Genomic DNA, 14,802 nt, shown 5'->3' with positions numbered 1-14,802 from the left:
CAGCATCATGCGGCCCACGCACTGACCAGCAGACTCACACTGGCGATTGCCGTGAGTTGCATGCGCATGGGAATCCACATGCGTAAGCCGTACGCAGGATAGCTGCGCAAGTCGATTGCAAGGCATAGCCCAAGCAGCAGGGTCAATGCAATCAAACCTTGCGCTGACGGTAGCATCAGGGCCAGCCACGCAATCAAACTTGGAAATATGCCCCACACAAAGGGGCCCGGCTGGGGCGTCAGCGGACCACGCATGGCCAAACCCCAATGGATTGCACCCAGAAAACTGGCAATGGTGGCCCCATAGCCCACCAGACTTTGCAGGACGACAGCTCGCAGTGTTCCCGGCACCATCCAACAGGCAGCAGCCAAACCGAGAAATGGAACCAAACCTGCGTAACCGAAGCGCCTGGCCCAGCGCGGTATCGCTGAAGTGGGCGGAGTTGAAGTGATGTCGTCAGGATGCATGTTCTTGCGTTGCGCCGTCCTGTGGGGTCCCACTTGGGTGCTCTTCAGCAAGCGGCAGGCACGGGCGGCACATGATTTCTCCATTCCATTGTTGGCCGCACCAGCACAGCCCCTCATCGTTGATGAGGCAGGTACCGGTGCCGCAGCAGCGTTCGTCTTCCATGGTCGTCTCCTCAATATCCACAGGTGCGCATGGGCTCAATGGCTATGGCAACATGCAGGGGAGCGAATTGTGACCCAAAGTCTCATCTGACCGCACCTGAAGGCATTTAGTCCCCGTTACCTGACTCGAACCTCCCATGAACGCCCTCAATGTTTTAGGCACTCCTTTGCAGGCCTGTTCTTTCGATCCGTTGACCGGTTTTTTGCGTGACGGATGCTGCAATACCGATTCCCATGACCACGGCACCCATGTGGTGTGCGCCAAAGTGACTGAGGAATTCCTCGTGTTTTCGCTGCAACGTGGCAATGATCTGGTGACGCCCCGGCCCGAATACCGCTTCCGTGGCCTTGCGCACGGCGACCGGTGGTGCCTTTGCTTCAACCGCTGGCTGGAAGCCCTGCACGCCGGTGTCGCGCCGCCGGTGTATCTGGAGGCCACGCATGCGAAGGCATTGAAGCACGTGAGCCTGGCGCAGCTGCAGGGCTTGGCATAGCCCAATTGACTGGAGCCCACGGCGCAACACTGCGGGCAGACACAGCCCGCGGGTGTTGACCTTGAGTAGCCCTTACTTTGGCATGATGACGCTGTCGATCACATGAATCACGCCGTTGTCGGCCACGATGTCCGTTGCGCTGACTTTGGCTTGGTCCACCATCACGCCATTCATGGTGGTCACGGTCAATTCCGAGCCCTGCACGGTCTTGACCTTGCCCGCCTTCACATCGGCTGCCATCACCTTGCCCGGAACCACGTGGTAGGTCAAAACTGCCGTCAGCCGGGCTTTGTCTTTGAGCAGGGCGTCCAGATCGGCTTTTGGAATCTTGGCGAATGCAGCGTCAGTCGGCGCAAAAACCGTAAAAGGACCGGGGCCCTTGAGGGTGCCAATCAGGTCGGCGGCGGTCAGGGCGGCCGCCAGCGTCTTGAAGTTGCCTGCGGAAACGGCGGTATCCACGATGTCTTTGGCCTGCGCCGAGAAGGCTACACCGAGTGCCAGAACGGAAGCGATAAGGGTCTTTTTCATGAGAATCTCCTGAGAAGGTGAGGATGCAAAAGTTACGTCAGGAATGTGACGCAATCTGAATATACATACCGTTTAGTATCCGTATATACCGTATGGTATTTATCGAAACAAATCAGTAAAAATACCACGTTGTGCTGGCGCAAGCGCCCGAGAACACGGCACGGTCCAGCGTCGAAACCTCGACGAATAACCCGGTCAGCACATAGGCCGGCAGATCGACTTTCCGAAGAGAAAGTATTCCTTTGGCATGGAATACAACATCGAAGCCTTCGTCCCGATTCGCGTCTACATGTCGCCTCTTCGAATGTTCCAGACCAGCGCGTTTGGCGCGCGGCCCGGGGGCCACTGCGCAATCTGGTCAAGTTGCCCAGGCGGGACGCCTCACCCTAAAACTTGCGGATTAAGTCGCCAAACAGAAAAATTGAGTGCGGCAGCGAAGCTGACCCACAGCAAATATGGAATCAGGAGGGCGCCTGCTAGCGGACGTGCCCGCCAGAAAGATACGAGTGTTGCAACGATGAGCAACCAAAGCAGCACGATATCGGCAAATGCCAAAGCGCCCTGGTGCCACGCAAAGAAGAGCCAGCTCCATAGGGTGTTCACAGCGAGCTGCACCAGAAACAAGGTGAGTGCCCCACGAATAGCGCGAAATCCGTCTGTCCGCCACGCCAACCATGCGGCGATGCCCATCACTGCGTACAAAAGGGTCCAGACTGGTCCGAAGACTGAGGGCGGCGGCGCCCAACTTGGCTGAACCAGTTGCCCGTAGAAGGTGGCGGCGCGCAATGACGCCATCACACCCACGCCAGAAGCAAAAAAACAAATCGCGAGCCATCCAAGCAACCCAATGATTTGCTTTGGCTTTGACAGGGGCGAGCGGGAACGAACCAAACCGGCGGTTTCGGAATGAGAGGCTTTTTGGGCGGGGGCGGTCATCGGATCTCCCTCAAACTCAGATTGGACCCGCGATGTACCCCGAGCGAACCAGCTTCTTGTTGACGAATTCCTGGATGCCCATATTGCCGAGTTCGCGACCGTAGCCCGAATTCTTGATGCCCCCGAAAGGCAGTTCGGCGTCGGACCAATCGAGGTTGTTGACAAACATCATCCCCGTATCGACCTGGCTCGCGACCCGCTTGCCTCGGGCCTCATCTTTTGTCCACACCGAGCCGCCCAGGCCGAAGTCGGAATCGTTGGCCAAGGCAATGGCGGCGGCCTCGTCCTTGACTCGGAAAAACGAAACTACGGGACCAAAAAACTCGTCGCGGAAGGCCGGATTGCCAGGCTGGATTTCAGTGAGGATCGTCGGCTGCATAAACCAGCCCGGTCGGTCGATGCGCTTGCCGCCCATCAGTAGCGTGGCGCCACCTTTTACGGCCGCCTCTACCTGGGCCAATAACTGCACCAACGCGCCTTCGGTGGACAGCGGACCCAGCGTGGTCGCTTCAATCATCGGGTCACCAGGCGCCAATGCCTCCAGCGCAGTCTTGAATTTCGCAAGGAAGGTGTCGGCGACTTTGTCTAGCACGATGAAGCGTTTGGCCGCGCAGCAGGTCTGCCCACCGTTGTACATGCGGCCCCAAACAGCCCACGGAATCACCTGATCAATGTCGGCATCATCTAGCACGATGAAGGCGTCACTGCCGCCGAGTTCCATCGTGGATTTTTTCAGGTTCTGCCCGGCCCGCGCCGCCACGCTGCGGCCTGCCGCAACGCTGCCAGTCAGCGCCACGCCCTTGATGCGCGGGTCGTCGATCACGCGGTCAGACTGGTCATAAGAAATGAGCAAGTTTGTGTAGGCGCCAACGGGTGCACCAGCATCAAGCAGCAGCTTCTCGAAGGCGATCGCGCATTGCGGTACGCAGCCGGCATGCTTGACCACCAGCGTGTTGCCCGCCATCAGTTGCGGCCCGGCGACGCGCGCCAGCTGGTAGTACGGGAAGTTCCAGGGCTCGACGCAGAACAGCACACCGATGGGTGAACTCTCCATGTGCGCCTCACCTACCTTGGGGTGCAGCTTTGACGGTGCGAGGAAGGACTCGGCGTGCTTCGCGTAGTAGGCCAGTATGTCGGCGCTGAACTTCACCTCGCCGCGCGCCTCATTGATGCGTTTGCCCATGTCCTGAGTCGCGAGCTTGGCGAAGTCATCAACGTGGGTGTGCATCAGCGCAGCCGCCTTGTTGACGATGACCGCACGCTCGGAATAGCTTTTGTGCCGCCAGGTTTGAAAACAGTTGTCAGCGGAGGCCAGCGACTTTTCGAGCTGTGCCTCGGTCAGGTGTTCGAAGGTCTTGAGCACTTTGCCGGTGTTGGGGTTGATGCTTTGGTAGGTCATGGAATGTTGTCCTTGGGGGTTATTGAAGATCGTTGGTCAGGCCGCCCGGGCGGGATAACCGGTGTGGCACTTGGCGCCGGGTAAATGGAAGGTGGCCAATTCAGGGGAATTTAGCGGGGCTTGCTTGCGTAGCCGTGCAACAATTTCGAGGCTGCTCAAGGACGGGCACATGTGAGGGATCAGGACCATCCACTCCACCCTATTGGGCCGGCTGCGGTGCAAGCTGGCTTTTCATGCTGAAAGCCACGCAGCGAGAGTCATTCCGTTTTGGAGCCGCTGCCGAGCACTGCCTTGCCCGACTCGCCCAGCGCGCTGGGCTGCTCACCGCTGAAAACGGCCTTGGCCATCACGAGCAATTGGGTCAATTTGCTTTCACTGACGCGCCAATAGTGTGCGTGGCTCACCGTTAGGCACACCAAGGCCAGGTCGGGATCGTCCACGCCGCCAGGAAACCACGCTTGGGCGAACTTCGTCCAAAGCGCGTGCCGCTGGGTTTGGTCGTCAACCACCTGAGCTGAACCCGACACCGAAACGTAAATATCCTTACCAGGGTCGGCATAGCTGATGCTCACCTGCGGCTGCTGTGTGAGCTCCTGCGCTGCATCGCCCTTGGCTGACATGAAGAACCACAGCTTGTCGTCCAGCATCGCCTTGTTCTGTGTCGTCATCGGCCGCGAATTGAGGTAGCCGTTGCTGTGTTGGGTGGTGAACATCGCGAACTTGATGCCCTTGATAAGGGGCCACAAGTGTTGTTCGTCGACGGTGTCTGTAGGCATATTTTTCCTTAGGCTTGGTGGTTTGTTCAGTACAGGCGTTTGTCCTCGCGCCAACTAAGCTCCAATGATCCGCATCGCATGTTCATGCGTCTGTGCGCTGACCCACTGAGTTGAATCGATGCCAATCAACAAGCAAAGGGACAAAATATGCGACCTGAAGTTGATCCCCTTTTCGCAGGCACCTTACCAGTCAAATATGGCCTTGGAAACGGGCTAAGTCCGGATGGCTGCGCGCCCGACCCCAAGGGCGCTTGAACCGGCAGCAGAACTCATGGGCTATTCTTTGCAGGTCGGAAGCCGTGGCGGCGTACAGTCCCGGACTTGGCAGGCACCAGAAAGCGCAAGCGACGAGCGGTGCATGCAGGGCCCCATGTTCACAATATTTTTGCTGCTGACCGGTCAACACCCCGACTTTGATCTGGTGCGAAAAGTCCCCAGGGAAGCGGATGCGGCGCAAGGCCGCGAATGCGCAGAATTGACTGCTTGACCCATCGAACCGGGGAGAGGAAATAAGTTCGTTTTGACAGCGCACAGACAGTCTCGCACTTGGCTGGCATCATGGCTACTTCAACGCGAGGAATCCACTGCATGAAACTTAAACCTGCCGCTTGGCTTAGCGCATTTTTTGTATTAATTCTTTTTGGAGAACCAGCTATGGCAACCGAAGAACCCGTGTTCACCGTAAGCCTGAAAGAAGGCACTTTTGAGGTCCGTAGTTACCCCGCTCTGGTGGCAGCGCAAGTCAGCGTTACAGGTACGCGCGATGAAGCGTCTACCGCTGGCTTCAAGCTGCTGGCAGCCTATATTTTTGGTGGCAACACACGCCGACAAAGCATTGCCATGACCGCACCGGTGGTGCAGGCGCAGGCTGGCAGCGAGACCATCGCCATGACTGCCCCAGTGATTCAGACCGGCGTGCCCGGGCAGTCGGGCGCATGGACGGTGCGCTTCATCATGCCGTCCACCTACACCTTGGACACCTTGCCAACGCCCAACGACCCTAAAGTGCAACTAATGCTGCTGCCGCCAGCACGATTCGCAGCGGTGACTTTCTCCGGCTTGGCGCGTGAAGACGATGTGGCGCTGCGGACCGCGGAGCTGAACACTTACATGACGGCCCACGCATTGCGCCCAGTAGGCCCGCCAGCTCTGGCGCGCTATAACCCACCCTGGACGCTTTGGTTCATGCGACGCAATGAGGTTCTCATTGCGCTTGCGCCTTAGCAAGTCGCGCTGTTGTGAATATTGGAAGGCTTCCCTATGACCAAATTGTTTAGCACCTACGCCGCCACTGCGCTTGTGATGATCCTGATCGACATGCTCTGGCTGGGCGTCGTGGCCAAGCCGCTTTACCAGCAAGGCATCGGTCACTTGATGGCCGAGCAGCCCAGGCTGTGGGCGGCTTTGTTTTTTTACTTGCTCTATCCGGTTGGACTGGTGGTGTTTGCAGTGCTCCCCAATGCGCTGCATGCGGTGGTTGGTTCCGGCTGGCTGGGGTCGCTGCTTGCGGGTGCACTGTTTGGCCTGATTGCCTATGGCACCTATGACCTGACCAACTTGGCGACGCTCAAAGGCTGGCCGCTGTCGCTAGCGTTGATCGATATGGCTTGGGGCAGTGGCGTCAGTGGCGTTGCTGCGGCAGTCGGCAAGCGGGTATCAGAGCACTTTTCTGCGGGATAAAGGCGGACAACTGCCATAAAAATCTGCGACTGTCTGTCGCAGGAAAAGCGGATTGATGCGTTGGCTTTGCCAATCCACCCAATTCTCTTGCCGGTTGCTATCAAATCAGTAGCTGTCTGCGCATATTCTGTCGGGGCTGCGTGGTCGTTTGTCTGTTAAATGCCCATGCTGTGGAGTTGTATCAGACCCTTGGGTGTCTTCAGTGTTGCAACCATGTTGGGGGGGCCGTTTTCAATGGCGATGCTGGTCAGGCCAATGGCGTCATACGCTGCCTGCAGTTTGGCTGCCGTGGGGTGTGTGATGGAAATGCTTTGCAGGGTGACACCGGAGCGCGGCAGGCTGTTGCGCGGGTGCAGTCGAAGGGGCTCGGCATCGCCCGGTTTGCCCCACTGGATCAGCGTGGGTAGCGCACCATCGAACAGGCGCTGTCCGTCTTCACGCACCGTGATTTGCCACTGCAGCAGGCCTTTGCGCGAGTGGCGACTGGCCGGCATGATGGGACCACGGTCAATGTCGAGCGCTTTCAGTGCAATGCGGGCCGCCTGAATGTCGTCGGTGTTGGCCACAAAGTGGACCAGGCGAGGCTCGATGGCCACGGCCGCTTTGAGTGCAGCATCGTCCATGTCAAACCAGCGTTTGGCCTTGGGGTTGGCGGGCCCTTTTGCATTGGCGTCAATGGCAATGATTTCAAAATAGGCCAGGGGATTGGCGGGCGTTGCGATTTTTAGCAGGCGATTGTGCGTGCCGTACTGTGCATGCTCTCCGCCAGCGGAGGGTGTTACGCCCAAAGTGGCTTCGCACCATTGCACGCCTTGCTCCAGGGTGTGGGCCACTACAACGAGATGATCAATTTGTGTTTTCATCGCTGGAACATACCACTTTGAATCTCCCAATTGGCGCATCCGCAGTGGGCACCTGAAAAAGCGATTCGACCCAACCCACAAAATCATTGAGATTGCGCAAATAGCCCGATCGTGGATGGTGCACATTGAGATCCCTATTTCGGGTTCGGTGTTAACGCAATCGTCAAAGAAGGGGCACCATGAACGCAGACGACAGCACAGACAGGTTTAGCCCTGACAACCTGCTTTACGACGGCGCCACCGAGGTCGTCAAGGCCGAAGAGAAGCACATCGAAGCGTGGCGCGGCAGAAAGCCGCAGGTTGGGTTGGCGCTTTCAGGCGGGGGCATCCGCTCTGCGAGTTATTGCCTTGGCGTGCTGCAGGCCCTGGCTTACAAGCGCGCCTTGCCACATGTTGACTACCTGTCGACCGTTTCTGGTGGGGGCTACATCGGTGCGTCGCTGACGTATCTTTTGCACCAGTCGGCCAGCGATAAGAAAGCGGGCGAGCCCGATGCGTTACCGACATTCGACGTATCAAAGGAAAACTTTCCGTATGTTTCCTACCCGATGGTCGGTGTGGGTGGGACGCTGTCGAATCAGGCCGCCCCGCAAGGCGGGGAACCCGCCAAGGCGCGGATTGGGGAAAAGGAAAGATTGAAGGGTCGGCTGCTGCGACGCTTGCGCCAGAGCAGCAACTATCTGGTGCCCGGGGACGGCATCACATTTCTGTCGCTCGCCGGCGTTGTGTTGCGCAATTTGGCGACGAGCGTGGTGGTGCATGCCGCCCTGTTGGTCGTGTTGTTTCAGCTTTGCTTCAGTTTTGGGATATTTCGTTTAAACCCGGATCTTGGCAAGACAACCGCTCCGCCTGGTGTGTCGCCGAACCCACTGTCAACGGATCCGCCATTCGTCTTTCCGCAGTCCAACGCGTTGCTGGTCGCCGCAGCGTTGGCCCTGGGTATCTACGCAGTTTTTTCGGTTGTCTACGTTCTCCTGACGCGCCTGTTTGACAGTATGGAGAAGCAGCAGGCACTGGGGCCCTATTCGATGCGCCGGTATTACGAAGTGTCCACGCACTGGCTGTTTGTGTTTGCCATTGCCATGCTGGTGGTCGGTGGCTTGCCGTGGGTTCACGACCTACTGGTGCGCTACGACCTCATGAGCCCGGGAAAATGGCTCGCATTGTTTGGCAAGAGTGACAAGACCAACCCCGCTGCCACGGGTGTCATCGCGACGATTGTCGGCGTGGTTGGCAATATTTGGGGTTTCCTGCAGGCACGCAACAGCAAGAAGCCTCTGATCCCGACGGGGCTGGTGGTGGGTGTCGCTTCCGCCTTGCTGTTCTTTGGCCTGCTTCTGCTGGTGTATATCCTGACCCGATCGCTCAATTTGAGTTTGGCTGGGAGTGTCGATTCGACGATCTTCGTTGTTGCCCTTCTCGTGATCTTCTGGATTGGTTGGTGGCCCGAGGCCAATTACGTGTCGCTACACCGCTTCTATCGTGACCGGTTGCTGGAGTTGTTCATGCCCGATCTGGAGGCGCTGCAAAAGAGCGTCATGGCCGGTACCGCCTATGTGCCGCTTCACCGTTTGTTCCTGAGTCGGCTCAGGGCAAGGGTGTATACGCGAATCGGCAAGTCAATTCCGGGAAATGCGACCCTGCTGGGTAATCTGTGCGGGGCGAACCCTCTGTGTGCGTCGCCTCAGGAGCCCGTGAACAAACTGATGCGCGGGCCGTACCACATCATCAACGCTCACATCGCACTGGGTGCATCACAGCACCCCCGTTACCGCGCCCGGGGTGGTGACAATTTCATTTTGAGTCCACTTTTCTGCGGCAGCCGGGCCACGAACTGGGTCCCAACCGATGCCTCGTCTGCCAGCGGTTTCACGCTCGCCACGGCCATGGCCATCTCCGGTGCAGCGCTCAATCCGAATGCGGGTCCAGGCGGGGAGGGCATCACCCGGCAGCCGGTGCTTTCGGTCCTGATGGGCATGCTGAATTTGCGACTCGGCTACTGGGCCAGCAATCCTAAGTGGACCCCGCCTGTGGATGCGCCGAAAAAACGCACGCACTGGGTAAAGCCGAATCTGCTCTATCCGGGACTGTTTGAGTCGTTTGGTCGCTTCAATCTGAATGAGTACGCGCGTTTTTCCTTGCTGACGGATGGCGGGCATTTCGAAAATCTGGGCATTTATGAGTTGGTGCGGCGTCGCCTGAAACTGATCGTCGTGTGTGATGCGACGGCCGATCCGGACTTCAAATTCACCGACCTGGCAAACGCCATCCACAAGGTCCGTGCCGATTTCGGCGCAATCATTGACATTGACACGGAAAAAATGGCCACGCTGATGCCGCAACCCGTCGGTGACGCCAACAAGGACCGCATCGGACAGGCGGCTGCGTCACAGGCCTACCTCATCGCGCCCATCCGGTATTCACTCCCGGTAGGTCAGCCAGACACGGAGCGTGAAATCGGTACGCTGATTCTCCTGAAGGCGACTGCCTTCAAGGGGCTCAGGCTGGATTTACACAGCTACCGGAGAGAGCATCCCGAGTTCCCCAACCAGTCAACGGGCGACCAGTTCTTTGATGAAAAGCAGTTGGATGTCTATCGCGAGTTGGGCTACGAAACTGCGTATCGCATGCTGAGGGATCTTCGTGCCAGCGCGCCTGCGCGTATGGATGCGTATGAGACCAGGAAGGGGTACGAAGTGCCATCAGACTACTCCATAGCGCATTTGCTGTTTGGGCGCTGACGGCTGTCCATTGCATGTCTGGCCTCAATGCCACGACCCTTCAACCCGTCAAGGGCTGGTGGCGGCAGGCGGGTCGACAGGAACGCGGCGTGCGCCATCAAACCGGCGGGACCAATAGCTGATTCCCATGTCTTCGACCCGGACTTCTGCACCCGGCTTGGGGGCATGGATGAACTTGCCCTCACCAACGTAGATGCCCACGTGACTGAACGCACGGCGCATAGTATTGAAAAACACCAGATCACCCGGTTGCAGGTCTGAGCGTTCAATTTTTTGTGACGCGGCAGCTTGTTGTTCCGCGCGACGGGGCAAGATCAGCCCGGCCGTTTGCTGGTACATGGCTTTCACAAAGCCACTGCAGTCGAACCCGGTCTCCACCGAATTGCCACCCCGTTTGTAGGGAACGCCCAGGAAGCCCATGGCATTAACGACCAATTCAGATGCTTTGGATTCGACACGTCCACCGACTTCGCCAATCCGTGCCATCAATCCACGGTCCGACAAAAAAGTGTTCATTTCATCACCGCCCGCCGCGGGGGCTGCCTGGGCTACATGGGCAAAAACAAATGACAGTACGATGAAAATTACGCGCATCGGTCCAGCTTAACCGGTGAAATTTGTGGTGTCAAGCCAATGTAATTTGTAAGTAAAGGTAGTTAACCCCATGATTTCATTTGAATATTTTTGCTTTGTGACTGTTTGCCTTGGTCCAGACGCGGTGCTGCCCAATCGCAGGGCGATTGGTTATGCTTGCATTTCCTTCTCTTGAAAGCTGCATATGTTGTTAGATGTTGATGAGTCCCAACTGGTGTTGGTGGATTACCAGGTTCGGTTGATGCCGGCCATGTTCGATGCGGCAGTGGTGCAGGCCAATGCGGTTCGCCTGGCGCGGCTGGCGGCATTGCTTCAGGTGCCAACCTTCGCGACGGAGCAAAATCCGTCCAAGCTGGGCGAGAGCGTTCCAGAACTGCAAGCCGCGCTGCAGCAAGCCCACGCGCGCGTGCTGTCGAAGATGCAGTTCAGCGCAGTGGAAGAAGGTCTGGGTGAATGGTTGAGGCCCGAGCCCAAGCCCGTGCAAGGCAATGCGCGCAGCCTGCCCAAGCATTTGCAGAAGGCGTCAGCCGGTGCTGAGCGTGGCACGGTGGTTCTGGCAGGGTGCGAGGCGCATGTCTGCCTGCTGCAGACGGCGCTGGATCTGCTGGAAGACGATTTCGAGGTATGGGTCGTGACCGACGCCTGCAGTTCGCGTACCGAGCGCAATCGTGATGCCGCCTTCGACCGGCTTGCCGGTGCCGGCGCAGAACTGGTGACGACCGAAATGGTTGCTTTTGAGTGGATTCGCAGTGCAGAACACCCGGCGTTCAAGGATGTTCAAGCGCTTATCAAGTAGCGCGATGGGTTTGACGGAGCCTCGGTCCCCACAACGCGGGCTTCGTGAATGACCGGGTTGAAGTCAGCCGCCAGCAAGCTGCCTGTTCATAATTATGAATTCAGTTTCAATGGCCCGAATGGAGACAAACCATGACCCCCGCAACGCCCATGACCCCCACAACGCATTACGCAGACTTTTACCGACGCTCCATAGAAGATCGCGATGGTTTTTGGGCCGAACAAGCCCAATTGGTAGACTGGCACACACCGCCCAAGCAGGTGTGTGACTACAGTAATCCGCCTTTCGCGCGCTGGTTTGTAGGTGGCACCACCAACCTCTGCCACAACGCGGTGGACCGTCACCTGAAAGACCGCGCCGACCAGGCCGCGCTGATTGCGGTGTCGACTGAAACCAATACCGAACGGGTGTACACCTTCGCCCAGCTGCACGCAGAAGTGCAGTGCATGGCTGCCGCTTTGCTGGAATTGGGCGTGGAAAAGGGTGACCGGGTCTTGATCTATATGCCCATGATTGCCGAGGCGGCTTTTGCCATGCTGGCCTGCGCGCGCATCGGCGCGATTCACTCCGTCGTGTTTGGTGGATTTGCGGCAGGGTCCCTGGCCTCACGAATCGAAGATGCCTCGCCCAAGGTCATCGTCAGTGCTGACGCGGGCTCGCGCGGTGGCAAGGTGGTGGAGTACAAGCCCTTGCTGGATGAAGCCATCGCCACTTCCAGTCACAAACCCGACGCCGTGCTGATGGTAGACCGCACGCTGGCCACCATGAATCTGGTGGAGGGTCGCGACCACCTCTGGGGCGCGCTGCGGCAAAAACACCTCAGCACCACCGTGCCTTGCGTATGGGTGGACTCCACCCATCCCAGCTACACCCTCTACACCAGCGGCACCACCGGCAAGCCCAAAGGCGTGCAGCGTGACACGGGCGGTTATGCGGTGGCGCTGGCCGCCAGCATGAAGCATATTTATTGCGGCAACCCGGGTGAGACCTTCTTCTCGACCAGCGACATAGGCTGGGTCGTTGGCCATAGCTACATCATTTACGGGCCCCTGATCGGTGGCATGGCCACCATCATGTACGAGGGATTGCCTACGCGGCCGGACGGTGGCATCTGGTGGAGTCTGGTCGAGAAATACAAGGTCACCGTCATGTTCAGTGCGCCGACGGCGGTACGCGTGCTCAAAAAGCAGGACCCTGCGCTGCTGTCCAAATACGATCTGTCGAGCTTGCGCGCGCTGTTTCTGGCCGGCGAGCCGCTGGACGAGCCCACCGCGAAATGGATCAGCGAGAGCCTGCAAAAGCCCATCATTGACAACTACTGGCAAACCGAAACCGGCTGGCCCATTTTGAGCATTGCCAACGGCGTGGAAAAGGCACCCAGCAAGTTTGGCAGCCCTGGCGTGGCCATGTACGGTTACAACGTCAAGCTGCTGGACGAAAACACGGGCGAAGAACTGCTCGGAGCCGACCAGAAGGGTGTGGTCGCCATCGAGGGTCCGCTGCCACCGGGCTGCATGCAAACCATCTGGCAGGACGATGCGCGGTTTGTCAAAACCTACTGGAACAGCGTGCCCGGCAAGCTGGTTTACAGCACCTTTGACTGGGGCGTACGCGACAAGGATGGTTACTTCTTCATTCTTGGGCGGACGGACGACGTGATCAACGTGGCTGGTCATCGCCTGGGAACCCGGGAAATTGAAGAGAGTATTTCCAGCCACCCCAACATCTCCGAGGTGGCCGTGGTGGGTGTGGCCGATGCCCTCAAGGGCCAGGTGGCCATGGCGTTTGCGGTCCTGAAGGACGCCAGCGTTCTGGTGGATGAAGCGGCCCGTGCCAAGCTGGAAGCCGAAGTGATGAAGGTTGTGGATCAGACGATTGGTGCCGTGGGCCGTCCGGCCCGGGTGCGTTTTGTCTCGGTGTTGCCCAAGACGCGCAGTGGGAAACTGTTGCGCCGCGCTATCCAGGCCGTGTGCGAGGGGCGTGACGCAGGTGACCTGACCACCATGGAAGACCCGGCGGCACTGCAACAGATTCGGGATCAGGTGACGGGCTGATCCAGGAAATGCTCCTGTTTTTGTAGCTGACTACGCAATATCGACGGGGGCTAGCCGTCGATATCATTCATGGTGTTGGCGTCCACGATGATGTCCCGCTCAAATAGATCCACTGCAGTCCTGGCGACCTGCAGGGTGTCGAAGTACGCATAGGCTCCCACGCCTACAGCGCCCAGGATGGGCAAGAAACGGGAAGCACTTTTGCCGAGCGCGGCTTTGGTGACTTTCATGCCCACTTGCTGAACCAGCTTTTGCAGAAAAGTGACGGAAGCCTGCCGTACGGTGACCCGTTCGCCGACCCGCACGATCACGTCGCGAAAGAGCTGTGCAGAGACATGCCTGAAAAGGCAGTAGACCATCTGCTCGTGTCCCAGTGTCTTTTTCTTTCCGTACACGCTGGCAATGTCAGAGACCATTTGGGCCTGCAACTTCCAGACACCCACCAACTCGGGCAAGACGGTGAACCAGCCCAAAAAACCGGGCGGCAACGACAGGGACCCGGAGAGCAGGCTGGCATTGCGGGCGGCTGTTCGCGCAATGGCGTGGGCGCGTGCGGCAGGGTGTTCCAGCCGGTGCTCCCGACTGGCGGGTACATGCAGCACCAGATCCAGAATGGCATCGGTAACTGGGTTCTTGGGTAGTGTGCTTTTCTTTGCCATGGTTTCATGCCTCTAGCTGCATGGTAGTCCGATAGTCATCCAGGTGGAAGATGGCACGGTCGGAACCCAGGGGCAGGCTCAGGCGCTTGACGAGCAGCCGATAGGTGTCCAGATCAAAGGCGAGGACTTGGCGGGTGTGCAGCACGTCATCCAGGTCCGCTTCATCGTGCACGGTGGCGATATGGCACCAGTGGTCAAAAACATGGAAATCGGTGCGACCCGTGTCCGGGTTATTCTCCCGAATACCCACCTTTCCGGCGTGCGGCCATGCCTGCAGGCGCTGCTGTGCCAGCGCCATCTGCAATCGGATGCGGTGCAACGCGCGGGTTTCGCGTCCGGCACACAGGCCTTTGCATTTGCCGATCTGGTGGGCAAAGCAGGCACCTTTTGTCGACTCAAGACCCAGTGTCTGGGGGCACAGACCGTGGGCATCAGCCAACAGGCGCAGCGCGTCGGTTGCTTGTCTTTTGGAGCGGTACACACCATACAGTTGGTCCATGGCATCCGACGCCACATCGTCCATCTGCACCAACCTTAGTTGTGGATGGGCCGCCGGGTCAGTTGCGAGTTGCCAGGCGCAGAGTTGGCGTTCCCGCCGCAACTGGCGGTTGTATACCGGCTGCAACTCCTTGACCAGACGTGATTCCAGCAGC

Annotated in this window: 15 protein-coding genes; 6 read left to right on the top strand and 9 right to left on the bottom strand. The window is 58.4% G+C overall.

The window, feature by feature from the left end; all coding sequences use genetic code 11:
* Window positions 1-5 precede the first annotated feature (5 nt).
* The gene (locus tag AC097W_RS09605; protein ID WP_479602280.1) at window positions 6-467 is read right to left on the bottom strand and encodes a DUF3429 domain-containing protein; all 462 of its coding nucleotides are present in this window, start codon (window positions 465-467) and stop codon (window positions 6-8) included.
* Window positions 457-630, bottom strand: a complete 174-nt coding sequence (locus AC097W_RS09600; RefSeq protein ID WP_479602279.1) for a hypothetical protein — start codon at window positions 628-630, stop codon at window positions 457-459. Before AC097W_RS09600 ends, AC097W_RS09605 begins: the two co-directional genes overlap by 11 nt.
* Window positions 631-766: 136 nt before the next feature.
* Between AC097W_RS09600 and AC097W_RS09595 the strand changes: the two genes are divergently transcribed.
* A complete protein-coding gene (locus AC097W_RS09595; RefSeq protein ID WP_479602278.1) occupies window positions 767-1,123 on the top strand; it encodes a DUF2237 family protein in 357 nt (118 codons plus the stop codon).
* 72 nt (window positions 1,124-1,195) lie between these two features.
* On the opposite strand, the gene AC097W_RS09590 is transcribed toward AC097W_RS09595, so the two are convergent.
* From AC097W_RS09590 to AC097W_RS09575, 4 genes are all read right to left on the bottom strand, one after another.
* On the bottom strand, window positions 1,196-1,651 hold the full coding sequence (locus AC097W_RS09590; RefSeq protein WP_479602277.1) for a fasciclin domain-containing protein: 456 nt from the start codon (window positions 1,649-1,651) through the stop codon (window positions 1,196-1,198).
* Between the two features lie 381 nt (window positions 1,652-2,032).
* Window positions 2,033-2,587, bottom strand: a complete 555-nt coding sequence (locus AC097W_RS09585) for a TspO/MBR family protein (protein WP_479602276.1) — start codon at window positions 2,585-2,587, stop codon at window positions 2,033-2,035.
* 16 nt (window positions 2,588-2,603) lie between these two features.
* Entirely contained in the window at window positions 2,604-3,986 is a 1,383-nt protein-coding gene (locus tag AC097W_RS09580) for an NAD-dependent succinate-semialdehyde dehydrogenase (protein ID WP_479602275.1), read from the bottom strand.
* 257 nt (window positions 3,987-4,243) lie between these two features.
* Complete coding sequence (locus AC097W_RS09575) at window positions 4,244-4,762, bottom strand: pyridoxamine 5'-phosphate oxidase family protein (protein ID WP_479602274.1); 519 nt, start codon at window positions 4,760-4,762, stop codon at window positions 4,244-4,246.
* A gap of 654 nt (window positions 4,763-5,416) precedes the next feature.
* Here AC097W_RS09575 and AC097W_RS09570 point away from each other — a divergent pair.
* Together AC097W_RS09570 and AC097W_RS09565 are read left to right on the top strand one after the other, a co-directional pair.
* Window positions 5,417-5,986 (top strand): SOUL family heme-binding protein, encoded by a 570-nt coding sequence (locus AC097W_RS09570; RefSeq protein WP_479602273.1) that lies wholly within the window; start codon window positions 5,417-5,419, stop codon window positions 5,984-5,986.
* Window positions 5,987-6,022: 36 nt separating this feature from the next.
* On the top strand, window positions 6,023-6,442 hold the full coding sequence (locus AC097W_RS09565; RefSeq protein ID WP_479602272.1) for a DUF2177 family protein: 420 nt from the start codon (window positions 6,023-6,025) through the stop codon (window positions 6,440-6,442).
* Between the two features lie 155 nt (window positions 6,443-6,597).
* On the opposite strand, the gene AC097W_RS09560 is transcribed toward AC097W_RS09565, so the two are convergent.
* Complete coding sequence (locus AC097W_RS09560; protein WP_479602271.1) at window positions 6,598-7,305, bottom strand: VOC family protein; 708 nt, start codon at window positions 7,303-7,305, stop codon at window positions 6,598-6,600.
* Window positions 7,306-7,484: 179 nt separating this feature from the next.
* Here AC097W_RS09560 and AC097W_RS09555 point away from each other — a divergent pair, with 179 nt between their 5' ends.
* Entirely contained in the window at window positions 7,485-10,046 is a 2,562-nt protein-coding gene (locus AC097W_RS09555) for a patatin-like phospholipase family protein (RefSeq protein ID WP_479602270.1), read from the top strand.
* 48 nt (window positions 10,047-10,094) lie between these two features.
* On the opposite strand, the gene AC097W_RS09550 is transcribed toward AC097W_RS09555, so the two are convergent.
* Window positions 10,095-10,640 carry a C40 family peptidase gene (locus tag AC097W_RS09550; protein WP_479602269.1) on the bottom strand — a complete coding sequence of 182 codons (546 nt, stop codon included), beginning with the start codon at window positions 10,638-10,640 and terminating at the stop codon, window positions 10,095-10,097.
* A 184-nt stretch (window positions 10,641-10,824) separates the two neighbouring features.
* Here AC097W_RS09550 and AC097W_RS09545 point away from each other — a divergent pair, with 184 nt between their 5' ends.
* The gene (locus tag AC097W_RS09545; protein ID WP_479602268.1) at window positions 10,825-11,436 is read left to right on the top strand and encodes an isochorismatase family protein; all 612 of its coding nucleotides are present in this window, start codon (window positions 10,825-10,827) and stop codon (window positions 11,434-11,436) included.
* Window positions 11,437-11,567: 131 nt separating this feature from the next.
* Window positions 11,568-13,490: a propionate--CoA ligase gene (locus AC097W_RS09540; RefSeq protein WP_479602267.1), complete on the top strand. Its 1,923-nt coding sequence runs from the start codon at window positions 11,568-11,570 to the stop codon at window positions 13,488-13,490.
* A 50-nt stretch (window positions 13,491-13,540) separates the two neighbouring features.
* On the opposite strand, the gene AC097W_RS09535 is transcribed toward AC097W_RS09540, so the two are convergent.
* Window positions 13,541-14,149, bottom strand: coding sequence for a hypothetical protein (locus tag AC097W_RS09535; RefSeq protein WP_479602266.1), 609 nt, complete (start codon window positions 14,147-14,149; stop codon window positions 13,541-13,543).
* Window positions 14,150-14,802: the final 653 nt, after the last annotated feature.

The organism is Rhodoferax sp. GT1R46 (assembly GCF_056521285.1).
The sequence above is the reverse complement of the archived record's forward strand: the minus strand, read 5'-3'. Positions and strand labels throughout refer to the sequence as shown.

Excerpts from the sequence above, each read along its gene's own strand:
- AC097W_RS09590 (WP_479602277.1), bottom strand. The coding sequence starts at position 1,651 with ATGAAAAAGACCCTTATCGCTTCCGTTCTGGCACTCGGTGTAGCCTTC.
- AC097W_RS09605 (WP_479602280.1), bottom strand. The coding sequence starts at position 467 with ATGCATCCTGACGACATCACTTCAACTCCGCCCACTTCAGCGATACCG.
- AC097W_RS09595 (WP_479602278.1), top strand. The coding sequence starts at position 767 with ATGAACGCCCTCAATGTTTTAGGCACTCCTTTGCAGGCCTGTTCTTTC.
- AC097W_RS09600 (WP_479602279.1), bottom strand. The coding sequence starts at position 630 with ATGGAAGACGAACGCTGCTGCGGCACCGGTACCTGCCTCATCAACGAT.
- AC097W_RS09580 (WP_479602275.1), bottom strand. The coding sequence starts at position 3,986 with ATGACCTACCAAAGCATCAACCCCAACACCGGCAAAGTGCTCAAGACC.
- AC097W_RS09565 (WP_479602272.1), top strand. The coding sequence starts at position 6,023 with ATGACCAAATTGTTTAGCACCTACGCCGCCACTGCGCTTGTGATGATC.
- AC097W_RS09585 (WP_479602276.1), bottom strand. The coding sequence starts at position 2,587 with ATGACCGCCCCCGCCCAAAAAGCCTCTCATTCCGAAACCGCCGGTTTG.
- AC097W_RS09545 (WP_479602268.1), top strand. The coding sequence starts at position 10,825 with ATGTTGTTAGATGTTGATGAGTCCCAACTGGTGTTGGTGGATTACCAG.
- AC097W_RS09575 (WP_479602274.1), bottom strand. The coding sequence starts at position 4,762 with ATGCCTACAGACACCGTCGACGAACAACACTTGTGGCCCCTTATCAAG.
- AC097W_RS09535 (WP_479602266.1), bottom strand. The coding sequence starts at position 14,149 with ATGGCAAAGAAAAGCACACTACCCAAGAACCCAGTTACCGATGCCATT.
- AC097W_RS09550 (WP_479602269.1), bottom strand. The coding sequence starts at position 10,640 with ATGCGCGTAATTTTCATCGTACTGTCATTTGTTTTTGCCCATGTAGCC.
- AC097W_RS09570 (WP_479602273.1), top strand. The coding sequence starts at position 5,417 with ATGGCAACCGAAGAACCCGTGTTCACCGTAAGCCTGAAAGAAGGCACT.
- AC097W_RS09540 (WP_479602267.1), top strand. The coding sequence starts at position 11,568 with ATGACCCCCGCAACGCCCATGACCCCCACAACGCATTACGCAGACTTT.
- AC097W_RS09560 (WP_479602271.1), bottom strand. The coding sequence starts at position 7,305 with ATGAAAACACAAATTGATCATCTCGTTGTAGTGGCCCACACCCTGGAG.
- AC097W_RS09555 (WP_479602270.1), top strand. The coding sequence starts at position 7,485 with ATGAACGCAGACGACAGCACAGACAGGTTTAGCCCTGACAACCTGCTT.